Raw genomic sequence first — 13,764 nt, 5'->3', positions numbered from 1 at the left:
TCTGCAACGATAGGTTTCAGACAATTCTATTTTGAAAGTTTTTTCCCGTCGATAAGCTTCTCCCACACCGCAACTCACTCAATCGAAATACGGGAGAAACACCATGACTGACAAACTCGAAGGCAAAATTGCATTGGTTACCGGCGGCACCTCAGGCATCGGTCTGGCCACTGCCAAACGCTTCGCTCAGGAAGGCGCTCACGTCTATATCACGGGCCGTCGTCAAGCCGAACTGGACGCTGCTGTCGCCGCGGTTGGCAACGCCACCGGCGTTCAGGTGGATTCCGCCAACCTTGATCAGTTGGACGCGTTGTATCGCCAGATTGGCGCAACCCACGGCCGAATCGATGTGCTGTTCGCCAATGCGGGTGGCGGATCGATGCTGCCACTGGGTGACATCACTGAACAGCAGTACGACGACACCTTCAATCGCAACGTAAAAGGCGTGCTGTTCACTGTGCAAAAGGCACTGCCACTGCTGGCCCAAAAAGCCTCGGTGATTCTCACCGGCTCTACGGCGGGCAGCTCGGGCACCGCCGCATTCAGTGTTTACGCCGCGTCCAAAGCCGCCGTGCGTTCATTTGCCCGCAACTGGATTCTGGACTTGAAAGACCGCCAGGTGCGCATCAACACCATCAGCCCCGGCGCCACCCGCACGCCTGGCCTGGTTGAATTGGCCGGCCCCGATGCCGCTCAGCAGCAGGGCTTGCTCGACTATATGGCCTCGCTGATCCCCATGGGGCGTGTCGGTGAAGCTGACGAAATTGCCAGCGCCGCGTTGTTCCTGGCCTCCGATGACGCCAGTTTCGTTAACGGTATCGAGCTGTTTGTTGACGGTGGCCAGGCGCAAATCTGAGCAGCCAGCGGGCGATTGTCGCGGTCGCCCGCCACCCCACGCCTGAGTGTGTGCATTACCAACCCGGACGGCGTTCGCTGGTGCTATTGTCAGGCGCAGATTGAGCGGGTGTCACTGCCGCACAATCTTTTTACAGGGTTCTGCCAACGGCTAGCTCGTAGCAGGAAAGGAAATGCCGCCACTGCGACTCATCCCAGAAAGAATGCCGTCTGAGTTGAGGAATGTCGTGACGCGCCGCGCCCATTGCCGTAGCACGACCGCGAGATTTCTCCAGGTCAAGCAGCGCCAGTTCGAAATCGAAGTCTGTGTCGGTAATCGATGCCTTGATAAAGATGTGTTTGGAACGCATGCAACCGTGCTGCCATTTGCCCGAATGCATCCGCGCCAGCATTTGCGCCAAACGTTCAAGAAGTCGCAGATGTTGCTCTGTGGTCAACAGGCTTGCAGCGCCCTGGCTATACCAGGTATCCAGATCGATGAAGCCGCCCAGGTCTTTGGTAACCAAGACACCCTGCCATATGCCGTCGACTTTTCTCGCGCCATAAAATACCGGTCTTGGCGCATTCACGCCCAGTTGTTCGAGTCTTGAAAGGGCAACGCCTTCACGCAGTGCGGTGGGTCGGCCAGTGGGGTAACGGAGACTGCGGAATAAATGGCCGGTCTGACGCTTTACGAAAAACGTCTTGTCACCTTGAACAACCAGCTGGACACCGCTGGTGCCGCTGCGGCGCACATTCGGCGGTTCCACCCACGACCCGGAAGTACCCCACCAGAAATCAAATTCATCGCCTGCCCTGCCCATTGTGCGCTCCATTTATTGTAGAAATCGTTTCGTGCGACGTTTGCATGAGGGTCGCAACAGCAGCTCAGTCTGTTGGTGGACGTTAATAGTTCCCTCGGTTTTCGAGGATTTTAGGGCCAGCTTGGGGCTTTTACGCAACCACGTGACGAAAATTGGCTATTGAGGGGTGTTTATCCCTTCAGGTGTGTCCTTTTCGCCGATAGCCGACGACATCAAACACAGATGCCAACCGCGTCGCGAGGGTCCGCCCGACTGTTTTTTCGATTAACTTGAAAGCCGTTAAATTGACCCAGGTCATGATTCAATTCGATTGAGGGAAATAACGAACAACCTTCTTGATCGGCGTTTTCTTTGTGCTAAAAGTATTGCCGCCAGTGGCTCCTTACAGGGATGAGTAAGGGTTTGCTCATCCGCAGCCATTGCCCACGGATGCATACTTTCAACAAGGAAGTCATATGAAAATAGTTGGGCTGTCCGGGATTCTCCCGTCACGCATTATCAGCAATCAAGACGTTATAAACCTGGTCGAGGAACACTCTAAAGATACCTTCCAGGAAGACTTGCCTAAAACCTTGAAGACCATCAGCAAGTTGCTTGAAAAAAGCGGCAGCGGCACGCGTCACTGGCTAGGCGCCAACGAAACGCCGATGCAACTGATGGAGACAGCATTCAACTCCGCGCTCGCCCAGGCCAATATCGACAAGGCCGATCTGGATCTGTTGATCTACCCGAACGTCACCCGCGGCTTCATCGAACCCGCCAACAGTACGTTCATCGCCAAAGCGCTGGGCCTGAGTTGCAGAAACTTCGATGTGGTCGACGCCTGCAACGGTTGGGTGACAGCCATGGATGTCATCAACAGTAAGATGCAGGCCGGCGAGATTCGCTACGCGGCGATCGTCAATATGGAATTTGGCATGTCTGCTGGCGGGCCGGTGATGCCGAAGAACTTCTCCTTACAGTCGTCAGCGGAACTGGCATACAAGTTTCCGAGTTTTACCATTGGCGAAGCCGTCACGGTCACCATCCTCAGTCATGAGGCCCCCGGCAACTTCAAGTTCTCGTACATCAACCGGCCGGACTTGAGTGACTTGTCGACCATTTCCCTGCCGGACTGGAAACTGTTCTGCAATGAGGAGGATATTCCTCGTATTTCACCGACCGGCGGGCAATATCAATTCAACTCCTACGCGGCAGCCTTGCATGAAGATGGCCGCAATGAAGCGATCAAAGTCTTCAATCTGCAAAACATCTCTGCAGCAGATGTTCATAAAGTGTTTATTCATACCGGTTCGCCAAAGATGTGGGAGCACATTGGGCAACTGATCGGTATTGATCACAAGTTGCACCATGTCGGGCATAAAACCGGCAACATCATTACCGCGTCCATCCCCTACGGGATCTTCGATGCGATGAGTCGGGGCGAAGCCGAGAACGGCCAGTTTTGCATGGGCTGGGCAGGCAGTGGCGGGATGGTCTTCTCTGCGTTGTCATTTACTCTGTAAGGCCTGAAGCAACTTGCCGTCGTGAGGCGGCAAGTTGTTCGACCCTGTTGACGACAGGAACCTGACCCAGTCATTTCAACGTGTCATGGCTGATCAACGTCTTCGGCTCCAAATACGCGCTCATCCCCCACCTGCCCATTTCGCGCCCAAGGCCTGAATGCTTGAATCCACCGAAGGGGGCACGCGGTTCGTGGGTCAGGGTGTTGATGAGCACGCGTCCCGCATCGATCTGACGGGCTACGTTCATACAACGTTCAGCGCTTTTTCCCAGTACCAGGGCGCTCAGCCCATAGTCCGTATCGTTGGCAATGCTGATCGCATCGGCATCATCCTCGTAGGGGATGATCGTCAACACCGGCCCGAAGATTTCCTCACGTGCAATGCGCATCCGGTTGTTGGCATCAGTGAAGATCGTGGGCTTCACAAACCAACCGGCATGCAAGCCTTCCGGGCGACCTTCGCCACCCGCCAGCAACCTTGCGCCTTCTTCCTGGCCGATACGGATGTAGCGCTGCACCCGTTCCCATTGTTTCTGGCTCACCATCGGACCGATATCGGTGTCGGTGTTACGCGGATCGTCCGATCGGATCTGTGAGACGCCCTCCTTCGCAATCCGCTCGAATTCTGCCAGCCGGCCGCGCGGCACGAGAATGCGAGTGCCCGCGATGCACGCCTGACCGCTGTTGAGAAATCCAGCTTGCAGCACCATCGGCATGACCGCCTGCAGATCAGCATCATCAAGCACCACGGTGGGCGACTTGCCGCCGAGTTCCAGCGTCACACGCTTCATGGTGTCGGCACCGGTTCTGACGAGATGCTTACCGACAGCGGACGATCCCGTAAACGAGATTTTGGCAACGTCGGGATGACCGGCGATCGCCTCGCCAACCACATCCCCCCGTCCGTTGACGACATTGAATACACCCGGTGGCAACCCCGCTTCGTGCAACGCACTGACCACGACCTGCGTCTGCAACGCGCTCATCTCGCTAGGCTTGATGACGGCGGTGCAGCCTGTCGCCAGCGCGGTGGCCAGCTTGTTGCAGATGAAGCCCGCATTGCTGTTCCATGGCGTGATCAGACCGGTCACACCCACGGGCGTCAGGATGACCCTGGCCGTGCCGACCTGTACCTCGAAATCGAACGCCTCCAGAGCATCGATTGCCTGCGAAATCACGTCGGCCGGATAAGTCGCCATCCAGCGCCCGCGAGCTACAGGTGCACCGTACTCCGTGAGGATGGCTTCCAACAGCTCTTCCTCCTTTGCCGCCACCGCCCGGTGCATGCGGTGCAGTGCCGCAATGCGCTCCTCCCGGCTTGTACGGGCCCACGCCGGGAATGCAGCCTTGGCGGCTGCGATCGCACGCTGTGCGTCCAGCGCATCGCCCAACCGAACCTGACCGATGACTTGCTCGGTGCTCGGGTTATGAAGGTCGAACCATTCCTGACCGTGTGGAAGAACGAACTCGCCGTTGATATAGATATGTTCAATGCGTTGCATGGCGACTCCTCGCTCAAAACGACTCGTCTGAATCGAGCCTCTGTGATGAAGTCTAAGAAGGGTTCATTATTCCGATAAGCCATCCTTTGGCTGATGAAGCATCCTTATATTCAGGACGATCCATGCACAGAGCAGGAATGACCGAGCTGGAAGTGGTACTGGCCGTGGCGCGGCGCAGCAGTTTTCGCGGCGCCGCACAGGAGCTGGGCATGTCCACAACTGCTGTGAGCAGCGCGGTGGCCGGTCTGGAAGCACGCCTGAAAGTGCGCCTGTTCAATCGCTCCACGCGCAGCGTTGCTCTCACCGACATTGGGCAACGCTATGTGGCACGCATCGCACCTGCGTTGGCACAGATCAAAAGTGCCGGCGAAGAAGCCAGCGTCGGCCCCGATGAGCCGAGCGGCACATTGCGCATCAATGCACCCCATGGCGCGGCCTACCTGCTGCTGGATCCGCTATTGAAGCAGTACGCTCAGCGCTATCCCGACGTACGTATCGACATCGTCAGCGAATCAAGCATGGTCGACATCATCGCCGGTGGCTTCGACGCCGGGATCCGCCTGGCGGAGTCCGTGCCGCAAGACATGATTGCCGTGGCACTGTCAGGTGACATTCGGATGCTTGTGGTCGCAACGCCCGAGTACTTCGAACGCCACGGCGTGCCCGAACATCCGCGAGATCTGCTCACCCACCGAAGCATCGGCATGCGCATGGCCCATGGTGGCCTCTACCAGTGGGAATTGGAGCGCGATGGCCAAAAGCTGCAGATGGATCTGCCGGTGAGCTTCGCCTCCAACGAAATGCTGGCAATCAAACAGGCCGTTTTGTCAGGCCTTGGCATTGGTTTCATTTCCGAGTGGTTCATTCAGGAAGAGCTGGCGAGCGGCGCCCTGCTGCCGGTGTTGATGCCGTGGTGCCCGTCATTTGGCGGACTGAGGCTCTATTACTCGGGCCATCGCTTCGTGCCCGCGCGGTTGCGCGCATTGATCGAACTGGCGCATGAGTTGCGGCCTACTGTGATTTGATCCTGTTTTGCCCACTAAGCCGGGCCATTTGCCGGAACACTCTGACGAACATAATAATTGTCGAATTCACTGCTTTCCGTGAATTGGAAGCCATGGCGGGTATAAAAGCGATTCGAAGCACTTTCTTTGAGAGCGCCAACTTTAACAGGAAGCGCAGCCGCATCCGCCTCTTTGAAAATCTGAGTGAGAACAGCAGCCCCTACACCTGATCCTTGCGCGCTCGGTCTCACATACAAGTGGTCGAGCAAGAGTTCATTGTGGTGATGCTTGACCACTACAAAACCAACCCTCTCTCCAGATACCTCGATATAGCGTGTGTTGCGAGCGTCAAAACCGCCAAGAAACCGCTCACGCGCACGCACCGGATCAAATCGCCCGACACGCTCCAGACTTTCGCGCATGGCCTCAATTCGAATGGCTACAAGATTTTCCAGGTCGCTTGGTTGAGCCGGAACCAAAATGACTGGGAAATTTTGATTGGGTGCGACGGGCATAGGTTGTGCTCTATTTACCATCCTGGAAGGCCAGTATAGAGAGCCTGACTTGTGGGACCCAGTTTGGCTTCACCGTCGAATTCAGGCCCCCATCTCAAAAACGAACATGACTTGGTCAATCTGGATTTTGATTGCCAGAGCCTTGCGTGACCGACGGGTCTCCAATACGACCTCGTGGTATTCACATGTCGATATCAGACACGATCATGGCGCAATCAGGCTATTGAATCGGCAGCAAGGCCGGCTAAGGTGCCGTGTCTTCCTATCAAAACAACTCCACTCAAATCATGGGGTTGATAAGAACTGCGGCGGTTGGACGGGCTTCTCTCGGGAGTTCAGCAGGCAACGATGGTGACCGATCGTATGCCCGTTCAATTGCTTAAATGTCGATCAGCAGAGAATAAAAATACCGATGATCAGCCCGAACTCCATGGATTCGAGTAGCCAATTGGCGCAGGGCTTCAAGCCTCGTCACGTCACAATGCTGTCCATCGCCGGGATTATCGGCGCCGGTTTGTTCGTCGGTTCAGGACACGCGATTGCCGCAGCAGGGCCGGCGGTGCTGCTCGCCTATCTGTTTTCAGGTTTGCTCGTCGTGCTGGTCATGCGCATGCTCGGCGAGATGGCGGTGGCCAATCCGGACACCGGTTCGTTCTCCACCTACGCCGACCAGGCCATCGGCCGCTGGGCCGGTTTTACCATCGGTTGGCTGTACTGGTGGTTCTGGGTGTTGGTGATTCCCATCGAAGCACTGGCGGCCGGGCATGTGCTGCACCAATGGTTTCCGCAGGTCGATGCCTGGCTGTTCGCATTGGGATCGATCATCGCGCTGGTGGTGACCAACCTGTTCAGCGTATCCAAGTATGGTGAGTTCGAATTCTGGTTCGCCATGGCCAAGGTCGTGGCGATCATCGGCTTCATCGGGGTCGGTTTTGCCGTGTTGATGGGCTGGGTGCCCGACCGCGAAGTCAGCGGCTTGAGCGGCCTGATGGCCGAGCACGGCGGATTTGCGCCCAACGGCTTGTCGGCGGTGGTCGGCGCTTTCATCACGATCATGTTCAGCTTCATCGGCACTGAAGCGGTGACCATTGCCGCCGCCGAATCGAATAACCCGGCGCAGAACATCGCCAAGGCCACCCGCTCGGTGATCTGGCGCATCGGCGTGTTCTACCTGCTGTCGATCTTCGTGGTCATCTCCGTGGTGCCCTGGAATGATCCGTTGCTGGCGTCGGTGGGCTCGTATCAGCGCGCCCTGGAAATCATGAACATTCCAAATGCCAAGTTCATGGTCGACGTTGTCGTGCTGATCGCCGTGGCCAGTTGCATGAATTCCTCGATCTACATTGCCTCGCGCATGCTGTACTCGCTGGGTCGTCGCGGCGATGCACCGAAAGCGCTGAAGGCGACTTCCGCTGCCGGTGTGCCACGCGCCGCCGTGATCGCCAGCACCGTGCTGGGTGCGTCGATCACCGTGTGGAGCTACTTCATGCCCGCCGGGCTGTTCGAGTTCCTGCTGGCCAGTTCCGGGGCGATTGCCCTTCTGGTGTACCTCGCCATTGCGGTGTCGCAGCTGCGCATGCGGCGGATATTGCAACAGCGCAAGGTCGAGCTGACCTTCCGCATGTGGCTGTTTCCATGGCTGACGTGGCTGGTGATCGGCTTCATCTGCGCGGCGCTGGCGGTCATGATGATCACCCCGCAGCACCGCACCGAAGTCACCACCACCATTGGCCTGGCGCTGGCAATCTCCTTTATCGGCCTGATGACGTCGCGTCACCCTGCCTCGGCGGCACGCGCAACGTCGGTGGGCTAGGCGTTCACGCCGAAGCCGATATTCCCTTGGCGAAGACCAAGGGAATGACCGACGCCTGCATCTCAGACCGATTCCTGTGAGGACACGATGTCATCGACCCCCTCCGTGGCCGACGGTACGACCCAATCCGTCGGGTTTCTGCTGTTGGATAAATTCACCCTCATGTCGCTGGCATCCGCCGTCGAACCACTGCGCATGGCCAATCAATTGTCGGGGCGAACGCTGTATCGCTGGCATACCTTCAGCGCCAATGGTGCGGCTGTTTGGGCCAGCGACGGGGTCCCGATCACGCCGGATGGCTCGTGGAGCAACCCCGGCGTGGCGGACACGGTGATTGTTTGCGGCGGGGTCGGCATCCAGAGCGTGATCACCCGCGAGCACACATCCTGGTTGCAAGCCCTGGCCCGGCAATCCAGACGCTTGGGCGGTGTGTGCACCGGTAGCTGGGCACTCGCCAAAGCCGGATTGCTTGATGGCTATGAGTGCAGCGTGCATTGGGAATTTCTGGCGGCCATGCAGGAAGCTTTTCCACGCGTCAACGTCAGCACCAGCCTCTTCACCCTTGACCGCAACCGCTTTACCAGTTCCGGAGGAACAGCGCCGCTGGACATGATGCTGCACCTGATCGCCCGTGATCATGGTCGTGAGTTATCAGCCGCCATCTCGGAGATGTTTGTATACGAGCGCATCCGCAACGAGCAGGACCATCAACGCGTACCGCTCAAGCATGTGGTCGGTACGCATCAGCCCAAGCTGCAAGAAGTCGTTGCGTTGATGGAGGCCAATCTTGAGGAACCGATCGAGCTGGACAACCTCGCCGAATACGTCGATCTGTCACGCCGACAGCTGGAGCGGTTGTTTCAGAAATACCTGCAATGCACGCCGTCACGCTACTACTTGAGGTTGCGGCTGATTCGCGCGCGACAACTGCTCAAGCAAACCTCCCTGTCAATCGTGGAACTGGCGTATGTCTGCGGATTTGCCTCCACACCGCATTTCTCAAAATGCTATCGCGAGCACTTTGGGGTGCCGCCGAGCGACGAGCGCTCTGGTTCTGCAATGAGTCGTAAACGGATAACGCAGCCGTCATCGATCAACATACTGACAACGCTTGATCAGGCGAGAAACGAATCGACGTTTGCCAGCGTTCGAATGATGGCGAGTACCGATCTGGCTTGAATGAACCGAGGCAAATCGGCCGGGAACACACAAGATGCCCCGGCCATGTGCCCTGCCCGTTTACGCCTGATCCAAAGCCTCCACCACGCCTTTGTCTTCACCCAGAAACCCGCCACTCTGATGCGCCCACAGCCGCGCATACACGCCGTTCTTCTCCAGCAATTCAGAATGGGTGCCCTGCTCGATGATGCGTCCGTCATCCATGACAATCAGCCGGTCCATCGCCGCAATCGTCGACAGTCGATGCGCGATCGCGATCACGGTCTTGCCCTGCATCATGTCATCGAGGCTTTCCTGAATCGCCACTTCGACTTCCGAGTCCAGCGCACTGGTGGCCTCGTCGAGCAGCAGGATCGGCGCGTTCTTCAGCATCACTCGGGCGATCGCCACCCGTTGCCGCTGGCCGCCGGACAGCTTGATCCCGCGTTCACCTACCAGAGTGTCGTAGCCGGTATGGCCCTGACGGTCGCTGAGTTGGCTGATGAACTCGTCAGCCTGCGCATTGGCAGCGGCGCGGCGGATCTGTGCGTCGGTGGCATCGGGCCGGCCGTAGGCGATGTTGTCGCGAATCGAACGGTGCAGCAGCGAAGTGTCCTGGGTGACCATACCAATCGCGCTGCGCAGGCTGTCCTGAGTCACGTGCGCAATGTTCTGGCCATCGATACGAATCTCGCCGCTGTCGACATCATAGAAACGCAGCAGCAAGTTGATCAGCGTCGATTTGCCGGCACCGGAGCGCCCTACCAGACCGATTTTTTCACCGGGACGAATGCTCAGGCTCAGGCCATCGAGCACCTGACGCTCGCCACCGTAGTTGAACTTGACCTTGTCGAACGTCACCGCGCCGCCAGAGGTCACCAGCACGCCGGCATCTGGCGCGTCCTGAACCTTGGTACCTTGGGTCAACGTCGCCATGCCGTCCTGGACGGTGCCGATGCTTTCGAACAGCGAGGTCATTTGCCACATGATCCAGTTCGACATGCCATTGATCCGCAACGCCATGGCGGTAATCGCCGCCACCGCACCGGCGCCAACGTCGCCCTGGTGCCACAGCCACAGGGCGTAGCCGCCGGCGGACATGATCAATGCCACCACCAAGGCCTGATTGACGATCTCGAACAGGCTGACCAGACGCATCTGGCGAAAGCCAGTCTGCTTGAAATCTTCCATCGCCGCCCGCGCAAAATGTGCTTCGCGGTTGGAGTGGGAGAACAACTTCACCGTGGTGATGTTGGTGTACGCGTCGGCGATACGCCCGGTCATCATCGACCGCGCGTTGGCCTGTTCCTGGCCGACCTTGCCCAGGCGCGGCACGAAGTACCACATGGCCAGACCGAACAGCACGACCCAGGCGAGGAACGGCAGCATCAGCTTCAGCGCAAAGCCGCCGGCCAGGGCAATGATCGCGATGAAGTACACGCCAATCCCCGGCAGGATCTCGATCATGGTGAACAGCACGTCACGCACGGCGAGTGCCGTCTGCATCACCTTGGTCGTGACTCGGCCGGAGAACTCGTCGGAGAAAAACGAAAGGCTCTGCCGCAGCATCAACCGGTGGAAATCCCAGCGCAGGCGCAGCGGCAGGTTAATCGCCAGAATCTGGTGCTGGACCATGGTGCGCAACGCCACCAGCCCGACACTGAGCACCATGACAATGCCCATACCCCACAACACGCGGCTCTCCTGCACCGCCGCTTCACCGCCGGCCTGCCACGTCGAGAGCAGATCGACGACCTGGCCGAGGAAGGAAAACAGCCACGCTTCATAGATCGACACAGCAGCGCTGAGCAACGCCAATGCCAGAATGTAGCCGCGAGCGCCGCGAGTGCAGGCCCAGAGAAATTTAGCCAGACCGTTGGGCGGCGGTGGCACCTCGTCAGGCGGGAAAGGGTCGAGTCTTCGTTCAAACACACGAAGCATGATGTTCTCCTGAACTTTCAAGTCAGGGAGATTCTGCCACCGATTGGATCCCGGGAGGTCTTTGTAAAAAAGTGTGTGCTCCCCACCTGACGAGTGCCTGCCGTCTCTACCAGACTGCGATATGCGAATCCGCCCGCGGCTCAGTCCCGCCACACAGTACGCCCGTCACTGGATCACGCAGAATAATCTGCCCTCGTCCGTAATCCGTCAGGTCACTGGCGATCTGCACCTGATGCCCGCGACGCGCCAACGCATTGGCCAGATCCCTTGAAGCGCCCTGCTCGATGCCAACCTTCATGCCACCCAGCCACTGCCAGCGCGGCGCGTCCAGTGCCGACTGCGGGTTCAAGCCGAAGTCCACCAGGTTCATCACCATCTGCACATGACCCTGCGGCTGCATGTAGCCGCCCATCACACCGAACGGGCCCAACGCCTGACCGTCCTTGGTGAGGAAGCCGGGAATGATCGTGTGAAAGGTCTTTTTGCCCGGCGCCAACGCGTTGGCATGCTCGGGATCCAGGCTGAATTCCTGCCCACGGTTCTGCAGGGCGATGCCGCTGTCCGGCAGCACCACGCCTGAGCCGAAACCGTGATAATTACTCTGGATGAACGACACCATATTGCCCTGCCCGTCCGCCGTGGCCAGGTACACCGTGCCGCTGGCGTGAGGATCACCCGGCTTCGGCGGCTGCGCCTGTTCGCCGATCTGAGCGCGGCGGCGGGCGCTGTATTCGTCGCTCAACAGATCGGCCACGGCCACGCGCATGTGCAGCGGATCGGTGATGTAGTGCAGGCCATCGCTGTAGGCCAGTTTCATCGCCTCCAGTTGCCGGTGCCAGGTCTGCTGGCTGTCACGGTGATCGAAGTCGAAGCCTTCAAGAATCTTCAGCGCCATCAACGCGACCAGCCCCTGCCCGCTCGGCGGGATTTCCCAGACATCCACGCCACGGTAATTGACGTGAATCGGTTCCACCCATTGCGCGCGGTAATGCTCCAGATCCGTGGCGCGCAGATAGCCGCCCGTTGCCCGCGAATGCGCATCCAGGCGTTGCGCCAGTGCGCCGCGATACAAACTCTCGCAACGAGTGCTGGCCAACTCCTCAAGGGTTCGCGCCTGCGCCGGGTTCCGGAACAGGTCCCCGGCCTGGGGCGCGCGACCGTCAATCAGGAACGTATCGAACCAGGCCTGCAGCACCTCATCACGATGCGGGCCGAACTCATCCAGCGCGATCTGCCATTGATGGGCAACCACCGGCGACAGCGGAAAACCGTCTCTGGCCAGACTGATCGCCGGTTGCAGCAAATCGGCGAACGGCAACACGCCAAAGCGTTGCGACAGCTCGGCCCAGGCCGATGGGCAACCGGGCACCGTCACTGGCGTCCAGCCATATAGCGGCATCTGTTCATGGCCGGTCGCCTTGACCGCTTCGATACTTAGCGACGCCGGGGCATGGCCGTTGGCATTGAGGCCATGCAGCTGATCCTTGAACCAGACCAGCGCAAACGCATCACCGCCCAGGCCGCAGCCAGTAGGCTCGACCACGGTCAGTGTCGCCGCCGTGGCAATCGCGGCGTCGACCGCATTGCCGCCCTTTTGCAGCATCTCGATACCGGCCTGCGCGGCCAAAGGCTGAGACGCTGCGACCATGCCACGACGGGCGAACACGCTTTGGCGTTGCGATGGATAGGGATATTCGTGAGCAGAGAATTTCAACATGGCAAAGGCTCTTCAAATCAGCAATTCATTGGCCGGACTTGATCCGGTTCCCTTCACGGGTGATCAGGCGCTGGATGTTTTCCGACGGTCTTCTCGAAGATCTGCAACGTGTCGGGGCTGCGGCGCCGCGGACAAGCTCGATAAACGCATCGTCAATATCCTTGTGAAATTCACAGCACGCGGCTGAGAAAGGCCTGGGTACGGGGATGGGTGGGCCGGCTGAAAATCTGTTCCGGCGGGCCTTGTTCGATCAGTTCGCCCTGATCGAGCACCACCACCCGATCGGCCACCTCGCGGGCAAAGCCCATTTCATGGGTGACCACGACCATGGTCATGCCCTCCTCGGCCAGCTCCTTCATGACCTGCAGAACCTCGCCGACAGTTTCCGGGTCGAGGGCGCTGGTGGGTTCGTCGAACAGCATCGCCTGCGGTTTCATCGCCAGTGCGCGGGCGATCGCCACCCGTTGCTGCTGACCACCGGAGAGCATTGAGGGGTAATGCCCGGCCTTGTCTGCGAGCCCGACTCGTTTGAGCAACGCGTGCGCCTGCTCCAGCGCAGCCTGGCGCGGCACGCCCAGTACCTGAATCGGTGCTTCGATGATGTTTTCCAGCGCGGTCATGTGCGGGAACAGGTTGAAGCGCTGAAACACCATGCCGATGTCGCGGCGTTGGCGAGCGATGTTGCGTTCCGAGTCGCGCACCAGACTGCCGTCCGCCCGGGTGCGATAACCCATGGGCCGGCCCTTGACCCGGATCTCTCCGCCCTGAATGTCTTCGAGCAGATTGATGCAGCGGATAAACGTGGTTTTGCCCGAACCCGAGGCGCCGATCAGCACCACCACTTCACCGCGTCGCACTTGCAGCGAGATGCCCTTGAGAATCTGCAGATCACCGAAGGCCTTGTGAATGTTCAGCGCCTCGATGATCAGCTCGTCACTTTGCTGCGCCATGA

The 13,764-nt window shown here is 58.9% G+C and carries 11 protein-coding genes; 5 read left to right on the top strand and 6 right to left on the bottom strand.

Annotation, left to right across the window (positions count from 1 at the left end):
- Window positions 1–103: 103 nt before the first annotated feature.
- Window positions 104–856 (top strand): SDR family NAD(P)-dependent oxidoreductase, encoded by a 753-nt coding sequence (locus tag VLA07_RS16880; RefSeq protein WP_285374195.1) that lies wholly within the window; start codon window positions 104–106, stop codon window positions 854–856.
- 130 nt (window positions 857–986) lie between these two features.
- On the opposite strand, the gene VLA07_RS16875 is transcribed toward VLA07_RS16880, so the two are convergent.
- Window positions 987–1,658, bottom strand: a complete 672-nt coding sequence (locus VLA07_RS16875) for a lipopolysaccharide kinase InaA family protein (RefSeq protein ID WP_333989780.1) — start codon at window positions 1,656–1,658, stop codon at window positions 987–989.
- Between the two features lie 455 nt (window positions 1,659–2,113).
- Between VLA07_RS16875 and VLA07_RS16870 the strand changes: the two genes are divergently transcribed.
- Complete coding sequence (locus VLA07_RS16870; protein WP_333989778.1) at window positions 2,114–3,163, top strand: 3-oxoacyl-[acyl-carrier-protein] synthase III C-terminal domain-containing protein; 1,050 nt, start codon at window positions 2,114–2,116, stop codon at window positions 3,161–3,163.
- 70 nt (window positions 3,164–3,233) lie between these two features.
- Here the strand turns inward: VLA07_RS16870 and VLA07_RS16865 are convergent, their stop codons facing one another.
- On the bottom strand, window positions 3,234–4,664 hold the full coding sequence (locus tag VLA07_RS16865) for an aldehyde dehydrogenase family protein (protein WP_333989777.1): 1,431 nt from the start codon (window positions 4,662–4,664) through the stop codon (window positions 3,234–3,236).
- Between the two features lie 122 nt (window positions 4,665–4,786).
- Here VLA07_RS16865 and VLA07_RS16860 point away from each other — a divergent pair, with 122 nt between their 5' ends.
- A complete protein-coding gene (locus VLA07_RS16860; RefSeq protein WP_333989775.1) occupies window positions 4,787–5,689 on the top strand; it encodes a LysR family transcriptional regulator in 903 nt (300 codons plus the stop codon).
- A 14-nt stretch (window positions 5,690–5,703) separates the two neighbouring features.
- On the opposite strand, the gene VLA07_RS16855 is transcribed toward VLA07_RS16860, so the two are convergent.
- On the bottom strand, window positions 5,704–6,183 hold the full coding sequence (locus tag VLA07_RS16855) for a GNAT family N-acetyltransferase (RefSeq protein ID WP_333989773.1): 480 nt from the start codon (window positions 6,181–6,183) through the stop codon (window positions 5,704–5,706).
- Between the two features lie 412 nt (window positions 6,184–6,595).
- On the opposite strand from VLA07_RS16855, the gene gabP reads away from it, so the two are divergent.
- Together gabP and VLA07_RS16845 are read left to right on the top strand one after the other, a co-directional pair.
- Window positions 6,596–7,996, top strand: a complete 1,401-nt coding sequence (gabP, locus tag VLA07_RS16850; RefSeq protein WP_183779773.1) for a GABA permease — start codon at window positions 6,596–6,598, stop codon at window positions 7,994–7,996.
- An 87-nt stretch (window positions 7,997–8,083) separates the two neighbouring features.
- Complete coding sequence (locus VLA07_RS16845; RefSeq protein ID WP_333989770.1) at window positions 8,084–9,175, top strand: GlxA family transcriptional regulator; 1,092 nt, start codon at window positions 8,084–8,086, stop codon at window positions 9,173–9,175.
- Between the two features lie 60 nt (window positions 9,176–9,235).
- Here VLA07_RS16845 and VLA07_RS16840 read toward each other — a convergent pair whose 3' ends face one another.
- The 3 genes from VLA07_RS16840 to VLA07_RS16830 form a co-directional block, all read right to left on the bottom strand.
- Window positions 9,236–11,095, bottom strand: a complete 1,860-nt coding sequence (locus VLA07_RS16840; RefSeq protein WP_115989767.1) for an ABC transporter ATP-binding protein — start codon at window positions 11,093–11,095, stop codon at window positions 9,236–9,238.
- A gap of 106 nt (window positions 11,096–11,201) precedes the next feature.
- Window positions 11,202–12,812, bottom strand: coding sequence for a gamma-glutamyltransferase family protein (locus VLA07_RS16835; RefSeq protein ID WP_333989768.1), 1,611 nt, complete (start codon window positions 12,810–12,812; stop codon window positions 11,202–11,204).
- A 170-nt stretch (window positions 12,813–12,982) separates the two neighbouring features.
- The gene (locus VLA07_RS16830) at window positions 12,983–13,762 is read right to left on the bottom strand and encodes an amino acid ABC transporter ATP-binding protein (RefSeq protein WP_333989766.1); all 780 of its coding nucleotides are present in this window, start codon (window positions 13,760–13,762) and stop codon (window positions 12,983–12,985) included.
- Between the last annotated feature and the right edge of the window lie 2 nt (window positions 13,763–13,764).

This window comes from Pseudomonas sp. S3(2024) (assembly GCF_036861315.1).
GTDB classification, from domain to species: domain Bacteria; phylum Pseudomonadota; class Gammaproteobacteria; order Pseudomonadales; family Pseudomonadaceae; genus Aquipseudomonas; species Aquipseudomonas putida_A.
This window is presented reverse-complemented; position numbering and strand designations above follow the sequence as displayed.

Excerpts from the sequence above, each read along its gene's own strand:
- VLA07_RS16880 (WP_285374195.1), top strand. The coding sequence starts at position 104 with ATGACTGACAAACTCGAAGGCAAAATTGCATTGGTTACCGGCGGCACC.
- VLA07_RS16870 (WP_333989778.1), top strand. The coding sequence starts at position 2,114 with ATGAAAATAGTTGGGCTGTCCGGGATTCTCCCGTCACGCATTATCAGC.
- VLA07_RS16835 (WP_333989768.1), bottom strand. The coding sequence starts at position 12,812 with ATGTTGAAATTCTCTGCTCACGAATATCCCTATCCATCGCAACGCCAA.
- VLA07_RS16830 (WP_333989766.1), bottom strand. The coding sequence starts at position 13,762 with ATGGCGCAGCAAAGTGACGAGCTGATCATCGAGGCGCTGAACATTCAC.
- VLA07_RS16865 (WP_333989777.1), bottom strand. The coding sequence starts at position 4,664 with ATGCAACGCATTGAACATATCTATATCAACGGCGAGTTCGTTCTTCCA.
- gabP (WP_183779773.1), top strand. The coding sequence starts at position 6,596 with ATGATCAGCCCGAACTCCATGGATTCGAGTAGCCAATTGGCGCAGGGC.
- VLA07_RS16875 (WP_333989780.1), bottom strand. The coding sequence starts at position 1,658 with ATGGGCAGGGCAGGCGATGAATTTGATTTCTGGTGGGGTACTTCCGGG.
- VLA07_RS16840 (WP_115989767.1), bottom strand. The coding sequence starts at position 11,095 with ATGCTTCGTGTGTTTGAACGAAGACTCGACCCTTTCCCGCCTGACGAG.
- VLA07_RS16855 (WP_333989773.1), bottom strand. The coding sequence starts at position 6,183 with ATGCCCGTCGCACCCAATCAAAATTTCCCAGTCATTTTGGTTCCGGCT.
- VLA07_RS16860 (WP_333989775.1), top strand. The coding sequence starts at position 4,787 with ATGCACAGAGCAGGAATGACCGAGCTGGAAGTGGTACTGGCCGTGGCG.
- VLA07_RS16845 (WP_333989770.1), top strand. The coding sequence starts at position 8,084 with ATGTCATCGACCCCCTCCGTGGCCGACGGTACGACCCAATCCGTCGGG.